At 65.1% G+C, this 17286-nt stretch carries 14 protein-coding genes; 11 read left to right on the top strand and 3 right to left on the bottom strand.

Annotation, left to right across the window (positions count from 1 at the left end):
- Positions 1-173 precede the first annotated feature (173 nt).
- From LRP30_RS02585 to LRP30_RS02635, 11 genes are all read left to right on the top strand, one after another.
- Complete coding sequence (locus LRP30_RS02585; protein WP_249759239.1) at positions 174-1358, top strand: PepSY-associated TM helix domain-containing protein; 1185 nt, start codon at positions 174-176, stop codon at positions 1356-1358.
- 135 nt (positions 1359-1493) lie between these two features.
- Positions 1494-2783: a DUF1963 domain-containing protein gene (locus LRP30_RS02590; protein ID WP_249759240.1), complete on the top strand. Its 1290-nt coding sequence runs from the start codon at positions 1494-1496 to the stop codon at positions 2781-2783.
- 107 nt (positions 2784-2890) lie between these two features.
- The gene (locus tag LRP30_RS02595; protein WP_249759241.1) at positions 2891-4123 is read left to right on the top strand and encodes a rhodanese-like domain-containing protein; all 1233 of its coding nucleotides are present in this window, start codon (positions 2891-2893) and stop codon (positions 4121-4123) included.
- A 330-nt stretch (positions 4124-4453) separates the two neighbouring features.
- On the top strand, positions 4454-5698 hold the full coding sequence (gene serA / locus LRP30_RS02600; RefSeq protein WP_249759242.1) for a phosphoglycerate dehydrogenase: 1245 nt from the start codon (positions 4454-4456) through the stop codon (positions 5696-5698).
- A gap of 82 nt (positions 5699-5780) precedes the next feature.
- On the top strand, positions 5781-7442 hold the full coding sequence (locus tag LRP30_RS02605) for a tannase/feruloyl esterase family alpha/beta hydrolase (protein WP_249761682.1): 1662 nt from the start codon (positions 5781-5783) through the stop codon (positions 7440-7442).
- Between the two features lie 48 nt (positions 7443-7490).
- Positions 7491-7940 carry a MarR family winged helix-turn-helix transcriptional regulator gene (locus tag LRP30_RS02610; protein ID WP_128931079.1) on the top strand — a complete coding sequence of 150 codons (450 nt, stop codon included), beginning with the start codon at positions 7491-7493 and terminating at the stop codon, positions 7938-7940.
- Positions 7941-7953: 13 nt separating this feature from the next.
- Positions 7954-8724, top strand: coding sequence for an enoyl-CoA hydratase (locus LRP30_RS02615; protein WP_249759243.1), 771 nt, complete (start codon positions 7954-7956; stop codon positions 8722-8724).
- A gap of 106 nt (positions 8725-8830) precedes the next feature.
- On the top strand, positions 8831-10912 hold the full coding sequence (locus tag LRP30_RS02620; protein WP_249759244.1) for a methyl-accepting chemotaxis protein: 2082 nt from the start codon (positions 8831-8833) through the stop codon (positions 10910-10912).
- A gap of 139 nt (positions 10913-11051) precedes the next feature.
- Entirely contained in the window at positions 11052-11993 is a 942-nt protein-coding gene (locus LRP30_RS02625) for a dihydrodipicolinate synthase family protein (RefSeq protein ID WP_249759245.1), read from the top strand.
- A gap of 272 nt (positions 11994-12265) precedes the next feature.
- Positions 12266-13666 (top strand): selenium-binding protein SBP56-related protein, encoded by a 1401-nt coding sequence (locus LRP30_RS02630; protein ID WP_128940811.1) that lies wholly within the window; start codon positions 12266-12268, stop codon positions 13664-13666.
- Positions 13667-13749: 83 nt separating this feature from the next.
- Positions 13750-14343: a hypothetical protein gene (locus LRP30_RS02635; protein ID WP_128940965.1), complete on the top strand. Its 594-nt coding sequence runs from the start codon at positions 13750-13752 to the stop codon at positions 14341-14343.
- A 212-nt stretch (positions 14344-14555) separates the two neighbouring features.
- Here LRP30_RS02635 and LRP30_RS02640 read toward each other — a convergent pair whose 3' ends face one another.
- Genes LRP30_RS02640 through LRP30_RS02650 form a run of 3 tightly spaced genes read right to left on the bottom strand, consistent with a single transcriptional unit; the run spans position 14556 to position 17134 of the window.
- Entirely contained in the window at positions 14556-15254 is a 699-nt protein-coding gene (locus LRP30_RS02640) for a DUF1045 domain-containing protein (protein WP_249759246.1), read from the bottom strand.
- 18 nt (positions 15255-15272) lie between these two features.
- The gene (locus LRP30_RS02645; RefSeq protein ID WP_249759247.1) at positions 15273-16466 is read right to left on the bottom strand and encodes an alpha-D-ribose 1-methylphosphonate 5-triphosphate diphosphatase; all 1194 of its coding nucleotides are present in this window, start codon (positions 16464-16466) and stop codon (positions 15273-15275) included.
- Positions 16463-17134: a chloramphenicol acetyltransferase gene (locus LRP30_RS02650; protein ID WP_249759248.1), complete on the bottom strand. Its 672-nt coding sequence runs from the start codon at positions 17132-17134 to the stop codon at positions 16463-16465. The genes LRP30_RS02645 and LRP30_RS02650 overlap by 4 nt, the downstream gene beginning before the upstream one ends.
- Between the last annotated feature and the right edge of the window lie 152 nt (positions 17135-17286).

Here is a 17286-nt window from a genome sequence, read left to right on the forward strand (position 1 = left end):
AACGGCCGTCGACCCCACGCCGGCAAGAGTCGCGCAGGTCTTCTCATCGGAGCGGCCGTGCTGCTGGCGACGCGCGTCGCTACTCGCTGTCGGCGACGGTGAAGTTCTAGTGATGGGGCCGCAGCGCGCCGAAGCCGATTTGCGGATCGTCCTGACCAGAGGGGTCGGTGCCGATGCGTGAGTCCTGGCGCGCCTTCAAGTCCATCCTGCTTCAGGTCCATTCCATCGCGGGCCTGGTGCTCGCGCTGCTGCTCGCCTTGATCGCGCTGACCGGCGCGATCATGAGTTTTGAGGACGAGGTCGTCGATCATCTCGACGCGGGCATCATGCAGGTGGCGCCGCGCCCCGCGCCGGCGCTGATGCCGGACGAACTGGTTGCACGGCTGAAGGCAGCGCACGGCGTCGGCAAAGTCTCGGCCGTCATGCTGTCGAGCGATCCGTCCGCGGCGGTGCGTGTCCGCTTCGGGCGCGACGAGCAGGGTGGGAGGCCGGCCTCGCTCTATGTCGACCCCTATGACGCACGCGTGCTGGGCTCGCCGCGCGGCGAAGAATTTTTCACAACCGTGCGCAGGCTGCATCGCTGGCTGCTCATCCCTGGCGACGCCAAGGGCTGGGGGCGTCAGATCACCGGCGTGGCCGCGCTCGGCCTGATCGTGATGCTGGTCTCTGGCCTCGTGCTGCGCTGGCCGCGTCGTGCCGGTAGCGTGAAGATGTGGCTGAAGCCGAATCTCTCGCTTAGCGGTCGCGGCCTGCACCGGTCGCTGCACGCCGTCATCGGCACCTGGGTTCTGCCGATCTATCTGGTGATGACGCTTACCGGGCTCTGGTACTCGTTCGACTGGTACAAGGATGGCGTCGTGTGGCTGTTGTCGCGGCCGCAAGGCCCGGCGGCGAAGATGATGCCCGCAAACCCGCCGCGCGCGGCCGGCCGTCCCGAGCCGGCGCAGCCGATCGGCTTCGATCAGGCATGGACGACGTTCCAGCGCGAGGAGGGCGGCCGCTTCGCCAGGGCTTTGCTGACGCTGCCAGCGAGCCCCGGCACGGTGATCCGGATCCGGTCGTGGGGGAAGGACATGACGCTCGAGGCCACGCGCGACGAGTTTCGTATCGACGCGGTCACCGGTCAGTTGGCTTCCGCGGAGCGCTATTCCGACAAGACGTTCGGCGAGAAGGTCATCGCGGCCATTTACGACATCCACCGTGGCGCGGTCCTGGGCTGGCCCGGTAAGCTCGCCTTCATGATTGCCGCGGCCTTGATGCCGCTGTTCGCCGTCACCGGCATTCTGCTCTATCTGTCACGCCGCAAGCTGCGGCGCCCGGCGCAGCCGCCGCTGGGGCGGCTCGTTCCCGGCGAGTGAGCACTGGGACTCAGTCGACCGCTCAAAGCCCATCGCAGCACGCCCATGTGAGGCGGCAGACAAGAATCACTTGTCTGCGGTTTCACGAAATGGTTCGATCCGCAAGGTGCACGCAGATGTCGTGGGGCGATCCTGATGGCGCTATCCGAACGAGATGAGCTTGAAGAAAGGGCGCTGCCCGCCGTGCTTGTCAGACGCAGTGACCTGCCCGTGCCGCTCACGCATCCGGCGCGGAGCTTTTTCGGTGGACTCCCCAAGTTGCCCCCGCAGCTTGAGTGGCCGACGGCAGATGTCAGGGCGAACGAGACGTTGGAAACGGTTGCGCTCACATTCGTGGCTCAAATTGACCTGGCCGACGTGCCTGGCTCCGGCTGGTCGCCGCTTCCGAAGCGAGGCACACTCTATTTCTTCTGCAGTTCGGTGTTCGTTGGCGAAAGACATCCAGCTTGCCGCGTCCTCTATAGCGCTGCCGGCGGCGACGCGTATCCTGACCGTCCACCACCGCCGGATCTGATGCCGCTAGGAGGCACCGACGGTGATTATCAGGTCAAATGGCTCGATCCGAACCTCGATTTTCATTCCAAGATCGAGTTCAAATATCCTGTCTCCTTCCGGCTGTTCCGCGACTTCCACTTCCGGGACGATGCCGTCGGCGGCGAGCTTATGGTCGAAGAATTATGCAGGGCGCTGGGTCCGGGCGAGCCGCAGGGGTATGATCTGCTTCAATTCCGAAGCGCGGCCAAATACGAGAAAGACGAGGATTGGCCCTTCAATTGGCTCCTGATCGTTTGCGTGGTTCGGTCGGTGTTGTCGCACATTCAGCGCGATCTGAAGCTTGGATACTATGGCAAGCCGCTCACCGACGTAGCAACTGTGGAATTGAATCGTGTTCGCGCTGGCGCGATCGCGTGGCTCGAGCGCTGTCGGACGCTCACCCCAATGGATGACGTCGATCCTGACACAAAGGTGTCCTTCAGGAGCTGGTGGTTGGAGGTGGTGAAGACCTACGAGAAAATGGACGGGCAGGTACGCACATACATCAGCGAATTCGCGGCGGACCTAGGTAATGCCATCAATCACACGATCCGTTGCATGGCGACCGAGGATGTCGATGCTTCCGAAGACGCCCCTTTCAGCTACGTTACGAATCTCGCGCGGCAGAATCATTGGAAAACCCCGACCGTGGACGACGGGCGGCGGCGCCACTTCAGAACAGCGCTTCATCAGATGCTGGGATATGGCAGCGGCCCGCAAGATGCGACCGAGGAGCATCTGGAGGACATGTTGTTGCTCCAGATACAAGGAGATCTCGCGTTTTTCGATTGGCACTCCAATGTCGGTGGTGTGCTTCATTTTTGGATTGATCGGGATGCTCTTGCTCGACGTGACTTCTCGAAAGCCGTTGCCACATACGAATGCGACTAGTCTGATCTCTGCGCGGCGAACTTGCTTTCGTCCTGTTCTCCGATATGGCTAGCCAACAGCGCCGCAATGGTTCAAAAGCTTCTGGCTCTCTCGTCAGGGTTCACGCCATGAAGCTTCCCACCGTCACTCCCGCCGAGATCCGCCGCGCCCTGCTTCTGCGCGAAGAAATCGCGTTGCTCGATCTCAGATATGAGTCAGCGTTCGCGACCGGTCATCCGCTGTTCGCCGCCAACATGGCTGCCGACCGGATCGCGGTCGAAGCCGAGGTCAGGCTGCCGCGTAAGGACGTGGCGATCGTGCTCTATGATGACGGCGAGGGGCTGGTCGCAACCGGGGCCGAACGGCTGGCCGCGCTCGGCTACAGCAACATCCGCGTGCTCGAAGGCGGGCTAAAGGCTTGGCGCGCAGCGGGCTATGAAGTGTTCGAGGACGTCAATTCCTATTCAAAAGCATTTGGTGAGCTGGTCGAGGCGCGCCGCCACACGCCTTCGCTCAGCGCCGACGAGGTAGCGAAACTCATTGCCGACAAGGCCAACATCGCCATCCTCGATGTCCGCCGCTTCGACGAATATGCCACCATGAACATTCCGGGCTCGGTCAGCGTGCCCGGCGCGGAGCTGGTGCTGCGGGCCGGGCAGGCCGCGCCCGATCCTGAAACCACCATCATCGTCAACTGCGCCGGCCGCACGCGCTCGATCATCGGCACCCAGTCGCTGATCAATGCCGGCGTGCCCAACAAGGTGCGCGCGCTGCGCAACGGCACCATCGGCTGGACGCTGTCGCGCCACACGCTCGATCACGGTGCCGACAGGCGCGGCGCGATCGGGCCGTTCGAAGGCGGTCCAGCCAATGCCCGCGACGTCGCCTATCGCGCCGGCGTTCGTCATATCGGCGCGAGCGAGGCGGCGGCGCTTGTCGTGCAGACCGATCGCACGCTCTATCGCTTCGACGTGCGCGACGCGGAGGAATATGTCGCGGGCCATCTGCCGGGTTTCCGTCATTATCCCGGTGGCCAGTTGGTCCAGGAGACCGACATGGCCGCGCCGGTGCGCGGAGCGCGTATCCTGCTGACCGACGACAAGGCCGTACGTGCCGACATGACGGCGTCCTGGCTGGCGCAGATGGGCTGGGAGGTCTATGTGCTCGAAGGCGGCTATGACGGTGCGCTCGAAGTTGGTCCGCCGCGCCTGCTGCCCAAGCCCGACCCGGCGCATCGCTACCGCCGGCCCTATGAAGGCACCGACGTCGCGCAAGCCGCGATGCAGGCCTATCTGGATTGGGAATATGGTCTCGTCGAGCAGCTCCGCCGGGATGGAACGCACGGGTTTTATGTGATTTGACTCTGTTGCCGCGCAACAAATCTTCTTCGTCATCCTGGACAAGCGAGCGCTTGGCAACGCGTAGCGTTGTCCGATAGCGAGCGCTGATCCAGAACCCATTATCACCGCCCCGTGTTGTCTGGGGATCTCGTGGCCCCAGATTGCCGGACACCAGGCGCCTGGGATCCTGGGATAATGGGTCCTGGCTTTCGCCAGGACAACTTTGAAGCTGAGAGCGGTGCCTCCCTGCTTACCGGCCGCCGCCATCTTCTCCCCGTATCCAATCCCTATTGTGCCGCGCACCGTCCGCGGTCTATGAGCTGCGGCAAAGCTGCTACTTACGGAGACACCATGCCAGCCCCCGGCCAAAGCCCCGAGCGGAATGCGAAGGCGCTGCTGCTCGAAGGCGTCAATGATAGCGCTGTCGACCTGTTCAAAAGCGCGGGCTTTACCAATGTCGAGCGCCTGACCAAGGCGCTGGACGGCGAAGATCTGCGGCGGGCGCTCGAGGGCGTGACGCTGCTCGGCATCCGCTCGCGCACCCAGATCACCGACGAGGTGCTTGGCGCCGCCGACCAGCTCCTCGCGGTCGGCTGCTTCAGCGTCGGAACCAACCAGGTCGATCTCACCGCGGCGCGTAAGCGCGGCATTCCCGTCTTCAACGCACCGTTCTCCAACACGCGCAGCGTTGCCGAGCTCGTGATCGGCGAGATCGTGATGCTGCTGCGGCGGATCTTTCCGCGCTCGGTGTCGGCGCATGGGGGCGGCTGGGACAAGTCGGCGACCGGCAGCCGCGAGGTGCGCGGCCGCACGCTCGGCATCGTCGGCTACGGCAATATCGGCTCGCAGCTTTCGACGCTCGCCGAAGCCATGGGCATGCGTGTGATCTATTTCGACCGCACCGACAAGCTCCGGCACGGCAACACCGAGCCGGTCGAGAAACTGGAAGAGCTGCTGGCGCAGAGCGACATCGTCAGCCTGCACGTGCCGGAGACGCCGGAGACTGCGGGCATGATCGGCGAGAAGGAGCTGCGGGCGATGAAATCAGGCTCGTTCCTGATCAATAACAGCCGCGGCACCGTGGTCGATCTCGATGCGCTCGCGCGCGCCTTGCGCGATGGACATCTCGCCGGCGCGGCCGTCGACGTGTTTCCGGTCGAGCCCTCCTCGAACGCGGACCGGTTCAAGAGTCCGGTGCAGGGCCTCGAGAACGTCATCCTCACGCCGCATATCGGCGGCTCGACCGAGGAGGCGCAGGAGCGCATCGGCGGCGAAGTCGCGCGCAAGCTGATCGACTATTTCATCACGGGATCGACCATGGGCGCGGTGAACTTTCCGGAGGTGCAGCTGCACTTACGCCCCTCCGGCGCGCGCTTCAGCCACGTCCATCGCAACGTGCCCGGCATGCTGCGCCGGCTCAACGAAGTCTTCCTCCAGCGCGACATCAACATCGCCGCGCAATATCTGGAGACCGCCGGCGACCTCGGCTATGTCGTGCTCGATGCCGACCTCGGCGGTCAGGATTCAGCCGCGCTGCTCCAGCAGATCCGCGCCCTCGATGGCACGGTCGGCGCGCGACTGGTGTTCGAACACTAGCGCGTCATTGACGCCCGGCCGGAGGTCGCCTTCAATGCGGCTTCCTGACGGATCGAACGAGAACAAGAAATCGGGGGGAACGATGGCGCAAATGCGTGCGAAGCTCTGTGTTTTGCTCGTAGGGACCGCGGCTGCGTTGACTGCGGGCAGCGTGTCGGCGGCGACGCTGGCGGAAGATGCAGATGCCGTCTGCACGGCGCTCGTCGGCGGCACTGACGCCGTGAAGATTGATTCCGCGACCCTGCAGGCGCCGTCGCAGCTCGCGGTCGCCGAGCGCGGGCCGACGCCGTCGGGCCGCATCACGCCGGCCAATCCGCGCTTCTGCAAGGTGCTCGGCCATATCGATCCCACCGATCCCAAGGCGCCGCCGATCAAATTCCAGGTCAATCTTCCCGTCGAATGGAACGGGCGCTCGCTGCAATATGGCGGCGGCGGTTTTAATGGCGTGCTGATCACGGGACTTGCGCTGCCGCCTGCCTATCCGTTCGACAAGCCGTCGCCGCTGGCGCGCGGCTTCGTCACCTATGGCACCGATTCCGGCCACGAGACCAAGCAGGGCGAGCCACCGCAGCTGTTCGCGCTCAACGACGAAGCGTTCGAGAACTTCGCTCATCGCGCCTACAAGAAGGTGCGCGATGCAGCCGTCGCGCTGATGCAGCGCGCCTACGGCAGGAAGCCGGACAAGATGTATTTCATGGGCTCGTCCGAGGGTGGCCGCGAAGGCCTCACCATGGCCCAGCGCTACCCCGACGATTTCGACGGTATCTTCGCCCGCGTGCCCGTCATCAACTGGGTCGGCTTGCAGCATGCCGGCACCCGCTCTGGTCTCGCGACCATGGGCGAGGGCTGGATCAATCCGGCGCAGGTCAAGCTCGTCGGCGATGCCGTGCGCGCGGCCTGCGACAAGGCCGATGGCTCCGACGATGCGCTGGTGCAGGATCCGGTCGCCTGCAAGGCGGCGTTCAAGGTCGAGACGCTGCGCTGCGCGGCGGGCCAGAGCGGCGATCAGTGCCTCACCGAGGCGCAGATCAAGGCCGTGAACACGCTGCACGGCACCTACAAATTCCCGTTCGCGCTCGCCAACGGTCTCGACGACTATCCGGGTTGGGGCATCTCCGGCGAGGACACGCCGGCAATCGGCCCGACCGGCGGCTGGGTGGCCTGGTGGCTCGGCACCGCGCCGCCCGCGCAGCCGCCTGCGCCCAACAACGGCATCGCCTGGATTTACGGTGCCGGCGGCATTCAATATGTGTTCGCGCGCGATCCCAAGCTCGACGTCACCACCTACAAGCTGGAGGAGCACAAGGCACGGCTGCTCGAAGTCTCCAAGCTGATGGATTCGACCGATCCCGATCTCAGCCGCTTCCGGATGCGCGGCGGCCGGCTGATCATGCTCGAGCACATGGCCGATTACGCGCAGAGCCCTTATGCGGGCATCCGCTATTTCGAGAGCGTCGAGCGCAAGCTCGGCAAGGCCGAGACGGCCGAGTTTGCGCGGCTCTACACCGCCCCCGGTGTCGACCATGTCGGCTCCGGCGCGCCGGCTAATGTCGACGTGCTGAGCGCGCTGGTCGACTGGGTCGAGAACGGCAAGGCGCCCGGCGATCTCGAAGTCACCGAGCAGAAGGTCGAGGCGCCGTCGTTTGCGGTGACCCGCGCGCTGCCGCTGTGCCGCTGGCCAGCCTGGCCGCACTACAAGAGCGGCCCGTTGACGGAGGCGTCGAGCTTTACCTGCGCGCCGTAGCGAAACCGCTCGTTTGACAACCGCCTCGCGCTCAGCTATATATTTCGCATGCGAAATAAAGGAGCCGGTGCGAGCCACCATCGGCTGATCTACCTCCTGAGCGTCGCGCAACGCCGGTTGCAGCGCTGGATGGCGGCTCGACCCGAGAGCGAAGTGACGCCGGCGCAGGCCGGGCTGCTCTTCATCCTCGGCCGACAAGACGGCGTCCTGATGGGCGAGGCGGGCGCGGCGCTCGATCTTGGCCCGGCTGGCATTTCCGGCCTCGTCGACCGCACCGCGGCCGCCAAACTGATCGAGCGGCGGGCCGACCGCGAGGACGGACGCGCCTGGCGGATCTGGCTGACGCCGAAGGGGCGCACCGCGCTGGCGCAGGCGAAAGCAGGCGCCGCGGAGATCAATGCGGCGCTGACGGAGGGATTCACCAGTGCGGAGATCGACATCGTCGCGCGCTGGCTGACGAGCATCCAGGACAAGTTTCCAAGAAGTTCAGACGAATAGTAGGAGCAGACGAATGACCGAGCACGTCCGGATCGAGAGCAACGGCGGAATTCTCACGCTGACATTGGCGCGCCCCGACAAGAAGAACGCGCTCACGGACGCGATGTACGGCAAGCTCGCCGACAGCATCGAATCCGCCGAGTTCGATCCGTCGGCCCGCGTGATCCTGATCCGCGGCGAGGGCGACATGTTCACCGCCGGCAACGACGTCGGCGAATTCGCGGCGGTCGCTGCGGGCAAGTCGGAAGGCAGCCGCAACGTCGTGCGCTTCATCCAGTCGCTGGCACGATGCACCCGGCCGCTGGTTGCGGCCGTGCAGGGCCGCGCCGTCGGTGTCGGCACCACGATGCTGTTGCATTGCGATCTCGTCGTGCTCGCCGACAATGCGCAATTGTCGACGCCGTTCGTCAGCCTGGCGCTGGTACCGGAAGCCGCCTCCAGCCTGTTGATGCCGGCGCGCATCGGCTATGCCCGGGCCTACGAGATGTTTGCGCTTGGCGAGACGGTGCCGGCGCAGGCCGCGCTGGAATGGGGTCTCGCCAACCGGGTGGTGCCGCTCGACCGGCTCGATACCGAGGCGCTCGCACTCGCCCAGCGTCTGGCCCGTCAGCCGGCCGGCGCGCTCATCGCCACCAAGAAGCTGATGCGCAATGGCGAGGCGCTGGTCGCGCAGATGAACGCGGAGGGCGAGCAGTTCGCGCAGCGCCTGCGCACCGCCGAAGCGCGCGAGGCATTCACCGCCTTTGCGGAGCGCCGTCCGCCTGACTTCACCAAGGTTGGGTGAAGGAACGCGGCCTACCGCAGGCACAGGGTATTTGATTAAAGCCTTAACCAAACCTTGGCATGTCGCGATGCAAGGTGGCCTATTCGTGACGAGTAGGCCCCGACCCATGGCAATGTTTAAGAAATCGGTAAGCACGCTTCTCCTGGTGTTGATGGCGCTGCTGGCGGTCGGTGCGCTGACCAGCACGGCGATCCAGATGTTCGGGGCCTTCGGCCGCTACAGCGACAGTCTGGAAACGGAACGGCTCGCGAACGCCGACAAGGCGATCTTCCATGGCGTGCTGTCCTTGCGCAACAATCGCGGCGATGCTCAGAGCGCGCTGCTTGGCGAGGACGATCCGCGCGCCAAGCTGGGCGCCGCCGAGAAGGCAGAGCAGGCCGGCTTTGACGCCATCATGGCCGCGCTCTCCACCATCGAATTCGCCCGCCGGGACGAGCTTGCGAGCACGTTGAAGCAGCGTTGGAGCGAGGCCGCGCCGAAATTCCAGCTGTTCTACGACGAGGCCAAGCAGCCGCGCGGCGAGCGCAAGGTGGAGCGCACCGCCGCCTGGTACGATGCCGTCACCAAGGTGATCGAGACCGCCAATCTCGCGTCCACCGCGGTGTCGAACCGCGCCTGGATGAACGATCCTTTCATCGCCCGCATGATCCAGGCCCGCCGCCTCGCCTGGCAGGTGCGCGACCGCTACGGCATCCAGTGCTCGACCCTGCGCCCGAACGTCAACAGCTCCAAGCCGCTGGACGAGACCCAGAGGCAGACCGTGGCCGGCTGGAACGGCATCGTCACCGCCGGCTGGACCGGCATGGACGAGTTGCTGGCTGCGCCCGATGTGACCGCGGATCTCGCCAACGCGGCCAAGGAGGCGCGCGCCAAGACCGACGGTGTCCTCAAGCGGATCGGCGAGCTGACCAAAGGCTTCGACGGCAGCGGCCGTCCTGCGATGCCCGCCGCGGAATGGAACGCGCTGTGCCAGTCGCCGTTCGCGTCCATTGTCGCCATCGCCAACAAGGCCCTCGACCAGTCGATCGCACGCGCGGAGACGGTTCAGCAGAAAGCCCTCACCAATCTGATCGTGCAGTCGCTCGCCTTCCTGCTGGCGCTGGCCGTGACCCTGGCCGGCGTGTTCGTCGTGCGCAATCGCCTCATGCGCCCGGTGCGCGCCATTCTCGATGCCATCGCCCGCATCAGCGCGCGCGACTATGCGACTCCGGTGCCGCAATCCCGGTATCCCGACGAGTTCGGCACCATGGCCGCCGCGCTCGAAAGCCTGCGCGAAAGCGCGGCGACCGCCGAACGCCTGGGCCAGGAACGCGACTCGCAGCAGGCGCTCCAGCTCGCCCGCTCCGGCACCGTCGATGCGGCCTGCCGCAGCTTCGGCGATACGGTGCAGGCGGTCATCCAGAGCGTCGTAGTGTCGACGAAGGAGCTCGATGCCACTGCGACTGACGTGCGCTCGCTGGTTTCGGAATCGGGCAGCCAGACCGCGGCGGTCTCCTCCGCGGCCGAGCAGGCCACCAACAATCTCGAGACCATCGCGGCCGCGACCGAGGAACTCTCCGCATCCGTCGGCGAGATCTCCGCACAGGTGCAGTCCAGCGCCCGCGAGGCCCGCGAGGCCGTTGCGCAGGCCGAGCAGACCAATGCGACGGTGGAGATCCTCGACCAGACCGCAAGCCGCATCGGCGAGGTCGTGAAGATGATCAACGCCATTGCCGGCCAGACCAACCTCTTGGCCTTGAACGCCACCATCGAAGCGGCGCGCGCGGGCGAGGCCGGCCGCGGCTTTGCCGTGGTCGCCGGCGAGGTCAAGAGCCTCGCGGCGCAGACCGCGACCGCGACCGAAGAGATCTCGCGCCAGGTCGAGGAAATCCAGGGCGCCACCGGCCAGGCCGTGGCCGCCATCCGTTCGATCGGCGGCGCCATCAGCGGCATCGACGAGAAGATGACGGCGATTGCCGCCGCCGTCGAGCAGCAGCGCGCGGCGACCACCGAGATCTCGCGCAACTTCCAGCAGGCCGCACAAGGCACCCGTGAGGTCACCGACACCATCGGCAGCGTCGCCAGGCTGAACCAGGAGACCGGCAACGCCGGCACGGTGTTGTCGGATTCCGTCAAGAAGATGTCGGCCGACGCCGATCGTCTCCGCGTCGCGGTCGAGGGCTTCTTGGGCGCCGTAAAGACCGCGTAGTCGCCTCGTAGTCCCTCTCAGTTCTTCCATCCAACGGCGCGCGGGCATTGCCGCCGGTCCGCGCGGCGGGTACATCTGTGCCGCCTCGCTCCGCGAGCGCTTGAGACAGACGTAAGAGACATCAGGGATGGAGAGTTCGATGCCGGTCACGCCACAACACAAGGTCCAGCGCCCCTATCGCGGCGTGTTCCCGGTCGCGCCCACCATCTTCGACGAGCGCGGCGAGCTCGACCTCGAGGGCCAGCGTCGCTGCATCGATTTCATGATCGATGCCGGCTCGAACGGCCTCTGCATCCTCGCCAATTTCTCCGAGCAGTTCGTGCTCACCGATGCCGAGCGCGAAACGGTGATGCATACGGTGCTGGAACATGTGGCGGGCCGGGTTCCCGTGATCGTCACCACCACGCATTTCAGCTCGGCCGTCTGCGCCGCGCGCAGCCGGCAGGCCGAGGCGGCCGGCGCTGCCATGGTGATGGTCATGCCGCCCTATCACGGCGCGACCTTCCGCGTGCCCGAGAAAGGCATCGTCGAATTCTTCAAGGTACTCTCGGACGCGATCAACATTCCCATCATGATCCAGGATGCGCCGGTGGCCGGCACGCCGCTCTCCGTCGATCTGCTCGCGCGGCTGGCACGCGAGCTCGCCAACATCCGCTATTTCAAGATCGAGGTGCCCTTCGCCGCCGCCAAGCTGCGCAGCCTGATCGAGGCGGGCGGCAAGGACATCGAGGGCCCCTGGGACGGCGAGGAGGCGATCACGCTGCTGGCCGATCTCGATGCCGGCGCCACTGGCGCGATGACCGGCGGCGGCTATCCCGACGGCATCCGCCAGATCATCGATCCCTATTTCGCCGGCAAGCGCGAAGAGGCGAAAGCCGCCTATGAGCGCTGGCTGCCGCTCATCAATTACGAGAACCGCCAATGCGGCCTGATCGCCTGCAAGGTGATGATGCAGGCCGGCGGGGTGATCAAGTCGGACACCGTGCGCCATCCGCTCCAACCGCTGCATCCGGCGACGCGCGCGGGGCTGCTGGAGCTGGCCAAGGAGCGCGATGCGCTGGCGCTGCGGTGGGGGAAGTAGGGGCACTCTCTTGGCCCTCGTCATTGCAAATGTATCCGCGGAGGCAGCCTGGATTGCTTCGCTTCGCTCGCAATGACGGGGGGCTGCCCATCTCGCCGGATGGCGTCGAATTAACGCGATTCCGCCCGTTTCCCGCAGCCCGGCGATGACATATTATACGTTCGCCAACCAGGGCCCTGCGGAGCAACCCCGAGACATCGCGTAACACCTCTTCATTATGCCGTTATCCCGGGCCAGGTTGGAGCGAGCCAACGAAACAGGGAGGCAGTGCCATGACGATGAGGCCGGATCCCACCTTTCACGCATCGCCCAAGCTTGCGATGGAAGCACCAGCGGAGAACTTTGCCTACACGTTGCTGCTCAGTCCAGATTTCTCAAAACCCGATGCTCTCGCGGTCATCGACGTCAAGCCGGGATCGCCGACCTACAGCCAAATCGTCCATACCGTGACGATGCCCAACAAGGGCGATGAGTTTCATCACTTCGGCTGGAATGCCTGCTCCTCCGCCTTGTCGCCACTCGCCGGACATGCCTTCATCGAGCGGCGCTATCTCATCATCCCCGGACTGCGCTCGTCGCGGATCTACATCATCGACACCAAGCCGGATCCGACCAAAGCCAAGATCCACAAGATCATCGAGCCCGAGGAAGTCTTCAAGAAGACCGGTTACTCGCGGCCGCATACCATCCATTGCGGGCCGGACGGCATCTATGTGAGCACGCTGGGCGGTGGCGGCAAAGACGGCACCAACGGTCCTCCAGGCGTTTTCATCATGGATTGCGAGACGTTCGAGGTCCTGGGACGATGGGAGATCGACCGTGGTCCGCAGACGCTGCACTATGATTTCTGGTGGAACCTGCCGCGCGACTACATGGTGACGAGTGAATGGGCGTTGCCGCCGCAGTTCGAGAACGGGATCGTCCCGGAAGATCTGCTTGCGAATAAATATGGCCATCGTCTCCACTTCTGGGATCTTCGTGCCCGTCGCAACGTCCAGACCATCGACCTCGGCGCCAATCATCAGATGGCGCTGGAAGTACGACCGGCGCATGATCCGGTTCGCGAGTACGGTTTCGTCGGCGTCGTGGTCGACACCACGAATCTCGAAGCATCGATCTGGACCTGGTGGCGAGACGGCGGGACATTCCACGTGGAGAAGACGGCGACGATCCCGCCCGAGCCTGCGCCAAAGGAGAAGCTCCCGCCGCTGCTGCAAGGCTTTGGCGCCGTGCCGCCGCTGGTGACCGATATCGACCTGTCGATGGACGATCGCTTTCTCTATGTCTCGTGCTGGGGAACGGGTGAAATGCGCCAGTACGACGTCAGTGATCCGCGCAAGCCAAAGCATGCAGGCTCGGTCCACATCGGCGGCATCGCGCGTCGCACCCCCCATCCCAACGGCAAGGCATTCGCGGCTGGCCCGCAGATGGTCGAGATCAGCCGCGACGGCAGGCGCGTGTACTGGACCAACTCGCTTTATTCCACCTGGGATGACCAGTTCTATCCCGACGGGGTTCCGGGCGTGGAGGTCATGGCCAATGTCGGTCGCGACGGCGGCCTCGAGCTCGACAAGGATTACTTCGTGAGCTTCCCCGACGGATATCGTGCGCACCAGATCAGGCTGGAGGGCGGCGATTGTTCGACGGACTCCTTTTGCTACCCGTCGGCCTAGATTGGGGACACGCGAGCCCGGCGCTTGGCTGGCTCTGGCTCGCGCTTGTTGCGAGCGGTCTCTATCACGGGATCAATCCGGGGATGGGATGGCCGCTCGCCGTTTCGGCCGGGCTCCTGGACAAGAGCCCGCGCGCGCTCCTCCGTGCATTGTTGGCTCTGGCGGCCGGACATCTCCTGGCAACGCTTCTCGTTCTGCTGCCATTCGCGCTGCTGCTCGTGCTGGCCGAGTGGCAGCGCTCGATCCAGATCGGTGCGAGCCTTCTCGTCATCGGCTTTGGCGTCTATCGGCTGATCGAGCGGCGTCATCCGCGCGCGCTGGCCCGAATTCCGCCAACGCAATTGGCGCTCTGGTCATTTGCTGTTGCCATTGCTCACGGCGCCGCCTTGATGCTGGTGCCGATCTATCTCGGTCTCTGCCAGGCCTTCGAACTCGATGCCGGCCATGAGGCCGCCGGCGCGCTAATGAAGGCAAGTCTCGGGATGGCGGTGCTGGTGTCACTGGTGCACGTTGCCGCCATGATCGGCGCGGGCGGATGTCTGGCGTGGCTGGTCTACCGCTATCTCGGATTGAGGTTTGTCTCGCGAAGCTGGTTCAATCTGGATCTGATCTGGGCGGCCAGCCTCATCGTGGTTGGCGTCGTGGCGCTCGCCTTCAATCTGTCGAGCCGGCAGTGACTAAAGCGGAATGGCCTTAGGTTGAATCGATTGCCGCGGGTGGTTCACCTCTCCCGCTTGCGGGAGAGGTCGGCGCGAAGCGCCGGGTGAGGGCTTTCTCCTCTTGGGGATTGTCCCATCGCGGAGACACCCTCTCCCCAACCCTCTCCCGCAAGCGGGAGAGGGAGTGCACCTCGCTCGTTGCAACGATCAATGCCTCATCCCATCAAGCTTTATCGCGCCAAAGTCCACTCGCCGACGATGCGGAAGCGAGCCTTGGGATCATCCTGCTTGAAAAGCGCGATCCGATCTATCGTCAGCGCATCAAGCTTCAACGTCGCAAACCTCCTCCGCAGCATCTCCAGAATCGGCCCGCGGCGCTCGGCGTCCAGCCGTCCCGTCAGCGTCATGTGGAGGCGGAATTCTTCCATGACGTAAGGGTAACCCCAGCGGTCGAGATAGTCGCGCTGCCGCTCGCTCAGCTTCTCAGGCCTGCGACGTGCGCGATCTTCCGCCGTCATCGCGGCGCGGAACGAGTCGAACTCGCGAGCGCAATCGGCGGCGAACTGCTGGAGCGTGTGGACAGGCTCAGCCGGAATGACGGCAATGAAGCCGCTGATGGAATCGACGACCGGTCGGATCGCCGGGATCGGCCGCGGCTTGCTGGCGAATGCCGCACAGGCCGCCGCGAGCTCAGCCTCGGTCCTGCCGGCCGCCAGCGTCATCGGCGCCTTCAGCGTGCCGTGGAAGCCGTATTTGCGGGGATCGGCGGTGACGTCGCGCCAGTCGGCCGCGACATGCAGTGCCTCGCGCGGAAACGGCACCTCGTCGCCGGTGTAGGCATCGTAGCCGAGCAGCTCGGCGCCAAAGCGGGAGAGGGCGCTGTCGGCGCCGGCGGCAAAATAGATCGCGTAGCGGGGAAAACCTGTCATTGCCTCAGCATAGCCAATTCATGCCGCAACGACAGTCTCGCGTGGCATCGCCGCCGCTGTGAGCAGCCGCGTCGCATCGGTGAGATGCACGAGCTTGCCGCCTGATATCACGGCGATCAGCCGCGGCCGCAGCTGCACGCTATCGTCGACCAAAAGAATGTCGGCGCGGCGTCCTTCCGCGAGGATGCCGCGATCGGTAAGGCCGGTTGCACGGGCAGGCCCGGCAGAGACCAAATCCCAGGCCTTCTCCAGCGGCAGCACGCCGTCGGCGGCGAGCCGGAATGCGGCCAGCAGCTGTGCCGGATAGTAATAGTCCGACGCCAGCACCGAGCAGAGGCCCTTGGCGATCATGTCCGACGCCCTGGTCCAGCCGGTGTGGCTGCCGCCGCGCACGACGTTCGGCGCGCCATAGACGATGGCATCGCCGTGGCTTGCTGCCGCTCGCGCCGTCTCCACGTTGATCGGAAACTCGGCAATCATCGCACCGAGCTCGCGAAACTCGTGGCGCATCGCCGGCGTCGCGTCGTCATGCGAGAGCATCCGCACCCCGGCAGCGCGGGCCGTAGCGGCGAGCCGCGACACGGAGGCTGGAACGTCGGCGGCGCGCGCCACCACACGTTCGACCAGCCGGTCAAACTCCTCGCTCGATAGCCCGGTGCGCTCCACCATCCGGTTGCGCTTGCGAGGCTTGGCCATGTCGGCAACGGTGCCGTCCATGTGGTCATTGAAGGCGAACAGGTCGACGCGGCCTTCCGCGAGCCACTGGGCGATCTCGGCCTCGGCATCGAGATTGTAGGTCTCGTGTCGCAGGTGGAAGCGGGTGTCGGCGGCGAATTGCGGACGCTGCCTCTCGATCGCCTCCATCAGGCCGCGCGCATTGTCGACGCTGCGCAGGCCCGGCTCCCACGAACAGGTCGTGGCGTGGAACACCGTGGTAATGCCGTTGCTGATCGCCTGGCGGTCGCTGTCGGCGAGCGCGACGTCGATCGGAAAATCGACGCCGGCGCGCGGCATCATCTGGCGCTCGAAGGCATCGCCATGCAGATCGACGATGCCAGGCAGTACCAGCAGGTTGCGGGCGTCGATCGCCAGCCGCGCACGGCCGCGAGAGGCATCGACCTGCGCGATATCAGTTCCGGACACGAGCAGAGAGGTCTCGACGAACTCGGCGCCGATCAGGGCCCGGCCGCCTTCAAGGAAAATGTCTGTCACGCGACCGCGCTTCGTTTGCTGGCAGGAGAACCGGTGAAAGAGCTCGCCCGTGCTTCGTATGTCGCGAGGAAATCTTCAATCCCGAGCCTGCGGAAATCGGGCAGCGCTTCACGCAATTTGTCGTGATCCCAGTCCCACCAGGCGAGCTTGGCGAGCCGTCCGGCGATCTCCTCCGAGAACCGTCGCCGCACGATGCGGGCCGGGTTGCCGGCGACGATGGTGTAGGCCGGCACGTCCTTGGTGACGATCGCGCCGGCCGCGATCACCGCGCCGGTGCCGATGTTGCGGCCCGGCAGCACGATCGCGCCATGGCCGATCCAGACGTCGTGACCGATATGGACGTGATGCTGGCGCCGCCACTCGAAGAACTCGACATCGTCGCTCTCGCCTTCGAAGTAGGCGCTCGACCGATAAGTGAAGTGCGCCTGGGTCGCGCGGTGCATCGGATGATTGCCCGGATTGATCCGTGTCATCGCCGCGATCGAGCAGAATTTTCCGATGGTCGTGTAGGTGATCTGGGCGTCGTTGACGACATAGGAGTAATCGCCCATCGTCACTTCATGCAGGATCGTGCGCGCGCCGACCTCGGTGTAGGCGCCGAGCCTGGCCTCGTGCAGCTTGGCCGAGGGATCGATGGTCGGCTGAATCGAAAGAGCTTTGGCGGCCATGTCGTATCCGAAGCGCGAGGGCGGGGCGTTCCTCTTCGAGCGGCTTGATGACAATGTCATGACGCGGCGATGACAGGGGATGACGTGTGTTGGATCGCCGCACCGCAACGCGGATGTCACACAAGTGTTAAGCGCCGGCGTTAGCGGTGGGC

This window comes from Bradyrhizobium sp. C-145, from assembly GCF_023375135.1.
GTDB classification, from domain to species: Bacteria; Pseudomonadota; Alphaproteobacteria; order Rhizobiales; family Xanthobacteraceae; genus Bradyrhizobium; species Bradyrhizobium zhanjiangense.

Excerpts from the sequence above, each read along its gene's own strand:
- LRP30_RS02595 (WP_249759241.1), top strand. The coding sequence starts at position 2,891 with ATGAAGCTTCCCACCGTCACTCCCGCCGAGATCCGCCGCGCCCTGCTT.
- LRP30_RS02620 (WP_249759244.1), top strand. The coding sequence starts at position 8,831 with ATGGCAATGTTTAAGAAATCGGTAAGCACGCTTCTCCTGGTGTTGATG.
- LRP30_RS02635 (WP_128940965.1), top strand. The coding sequence starts at position 13,750 with ATGGGATGGCCGCTCGCCGTTTCGGCCGGGCTCCTGGACAAGAGCCCG.
- LRP30_RS02625 (WP_249759245.1), top strand. The coding sequence starts at position 11,052 with ATGCCGGTCACGCCACAACACAAGGTCCAGCGCCCCTATCGCGGCGTG.
- LRP30_RS02650 (WP_249759248.1), bottom strand. The coding sequence starts at position 17,134 with ATGGCCGCCAAAGCTCTTTCGATTCAGCCGACCATCGATCCCTCGGCC.
- LRP30_RS02605 (WP_249761682.1), top strand. The coding sequence starts at position 5,781 with ATGGCGCAAATGCGTGCGAAGCTCTGTGTTTTGCTCGTAGGGACCGCG.
- LRP30_RS02585 (WP_249759239.1), top strand. The coding sequence starts at position 174 with ATGCGTGAGTCCTGGCGCGCCTTCAAGTCCATCCTGCTTCAGGTCCAT.
- LRP30_RS02610 (WP_128931079.1), top strand. The coding sequence starts at position 7,491 with ATGCGAAATAAAGGAGCCGGTGCGAGCCACCATCGGCTGATCTACCTC.
- serA (WP_249759242.1), top strand. The coding sequence starts at position 4,454 with ATGCCAGCCCCCGGCCAAAGCCCCGAGCGGAATGCGAAGGCGCTGCTG.
- LRP30_RS02640 (WP_249759246.1), bottom strand. The coding sequence starts at position 15,254 with ATGACAGGTTTTCCCCGCTACGCGATCTATTTTGCCGCCGGCGCCGAC.
- LRP30_RS02590 (WP_249759240.1), top strand. The coding sequence starts at position 1,494 with ATGGCGCTATCCGAACGAGATGAGCTTGAAGAAAGGGCGCTGCCCGCC.
- LRP30_RS02615 (WP_249759243.1), top strand. The coding sequence starts at position 7,954 with ATGACCGAGCACGTCCGGATCGAGAGCAACGGCGGAATTCTCACGCTG.
- LRP30_RS02630 (WP_128940811.1), top strand. The coding sequence starts at position 12,266 with ATGACGATGAGGCCGGATCCCACCTTTCACGCATCGCCCAAGCTTGCG.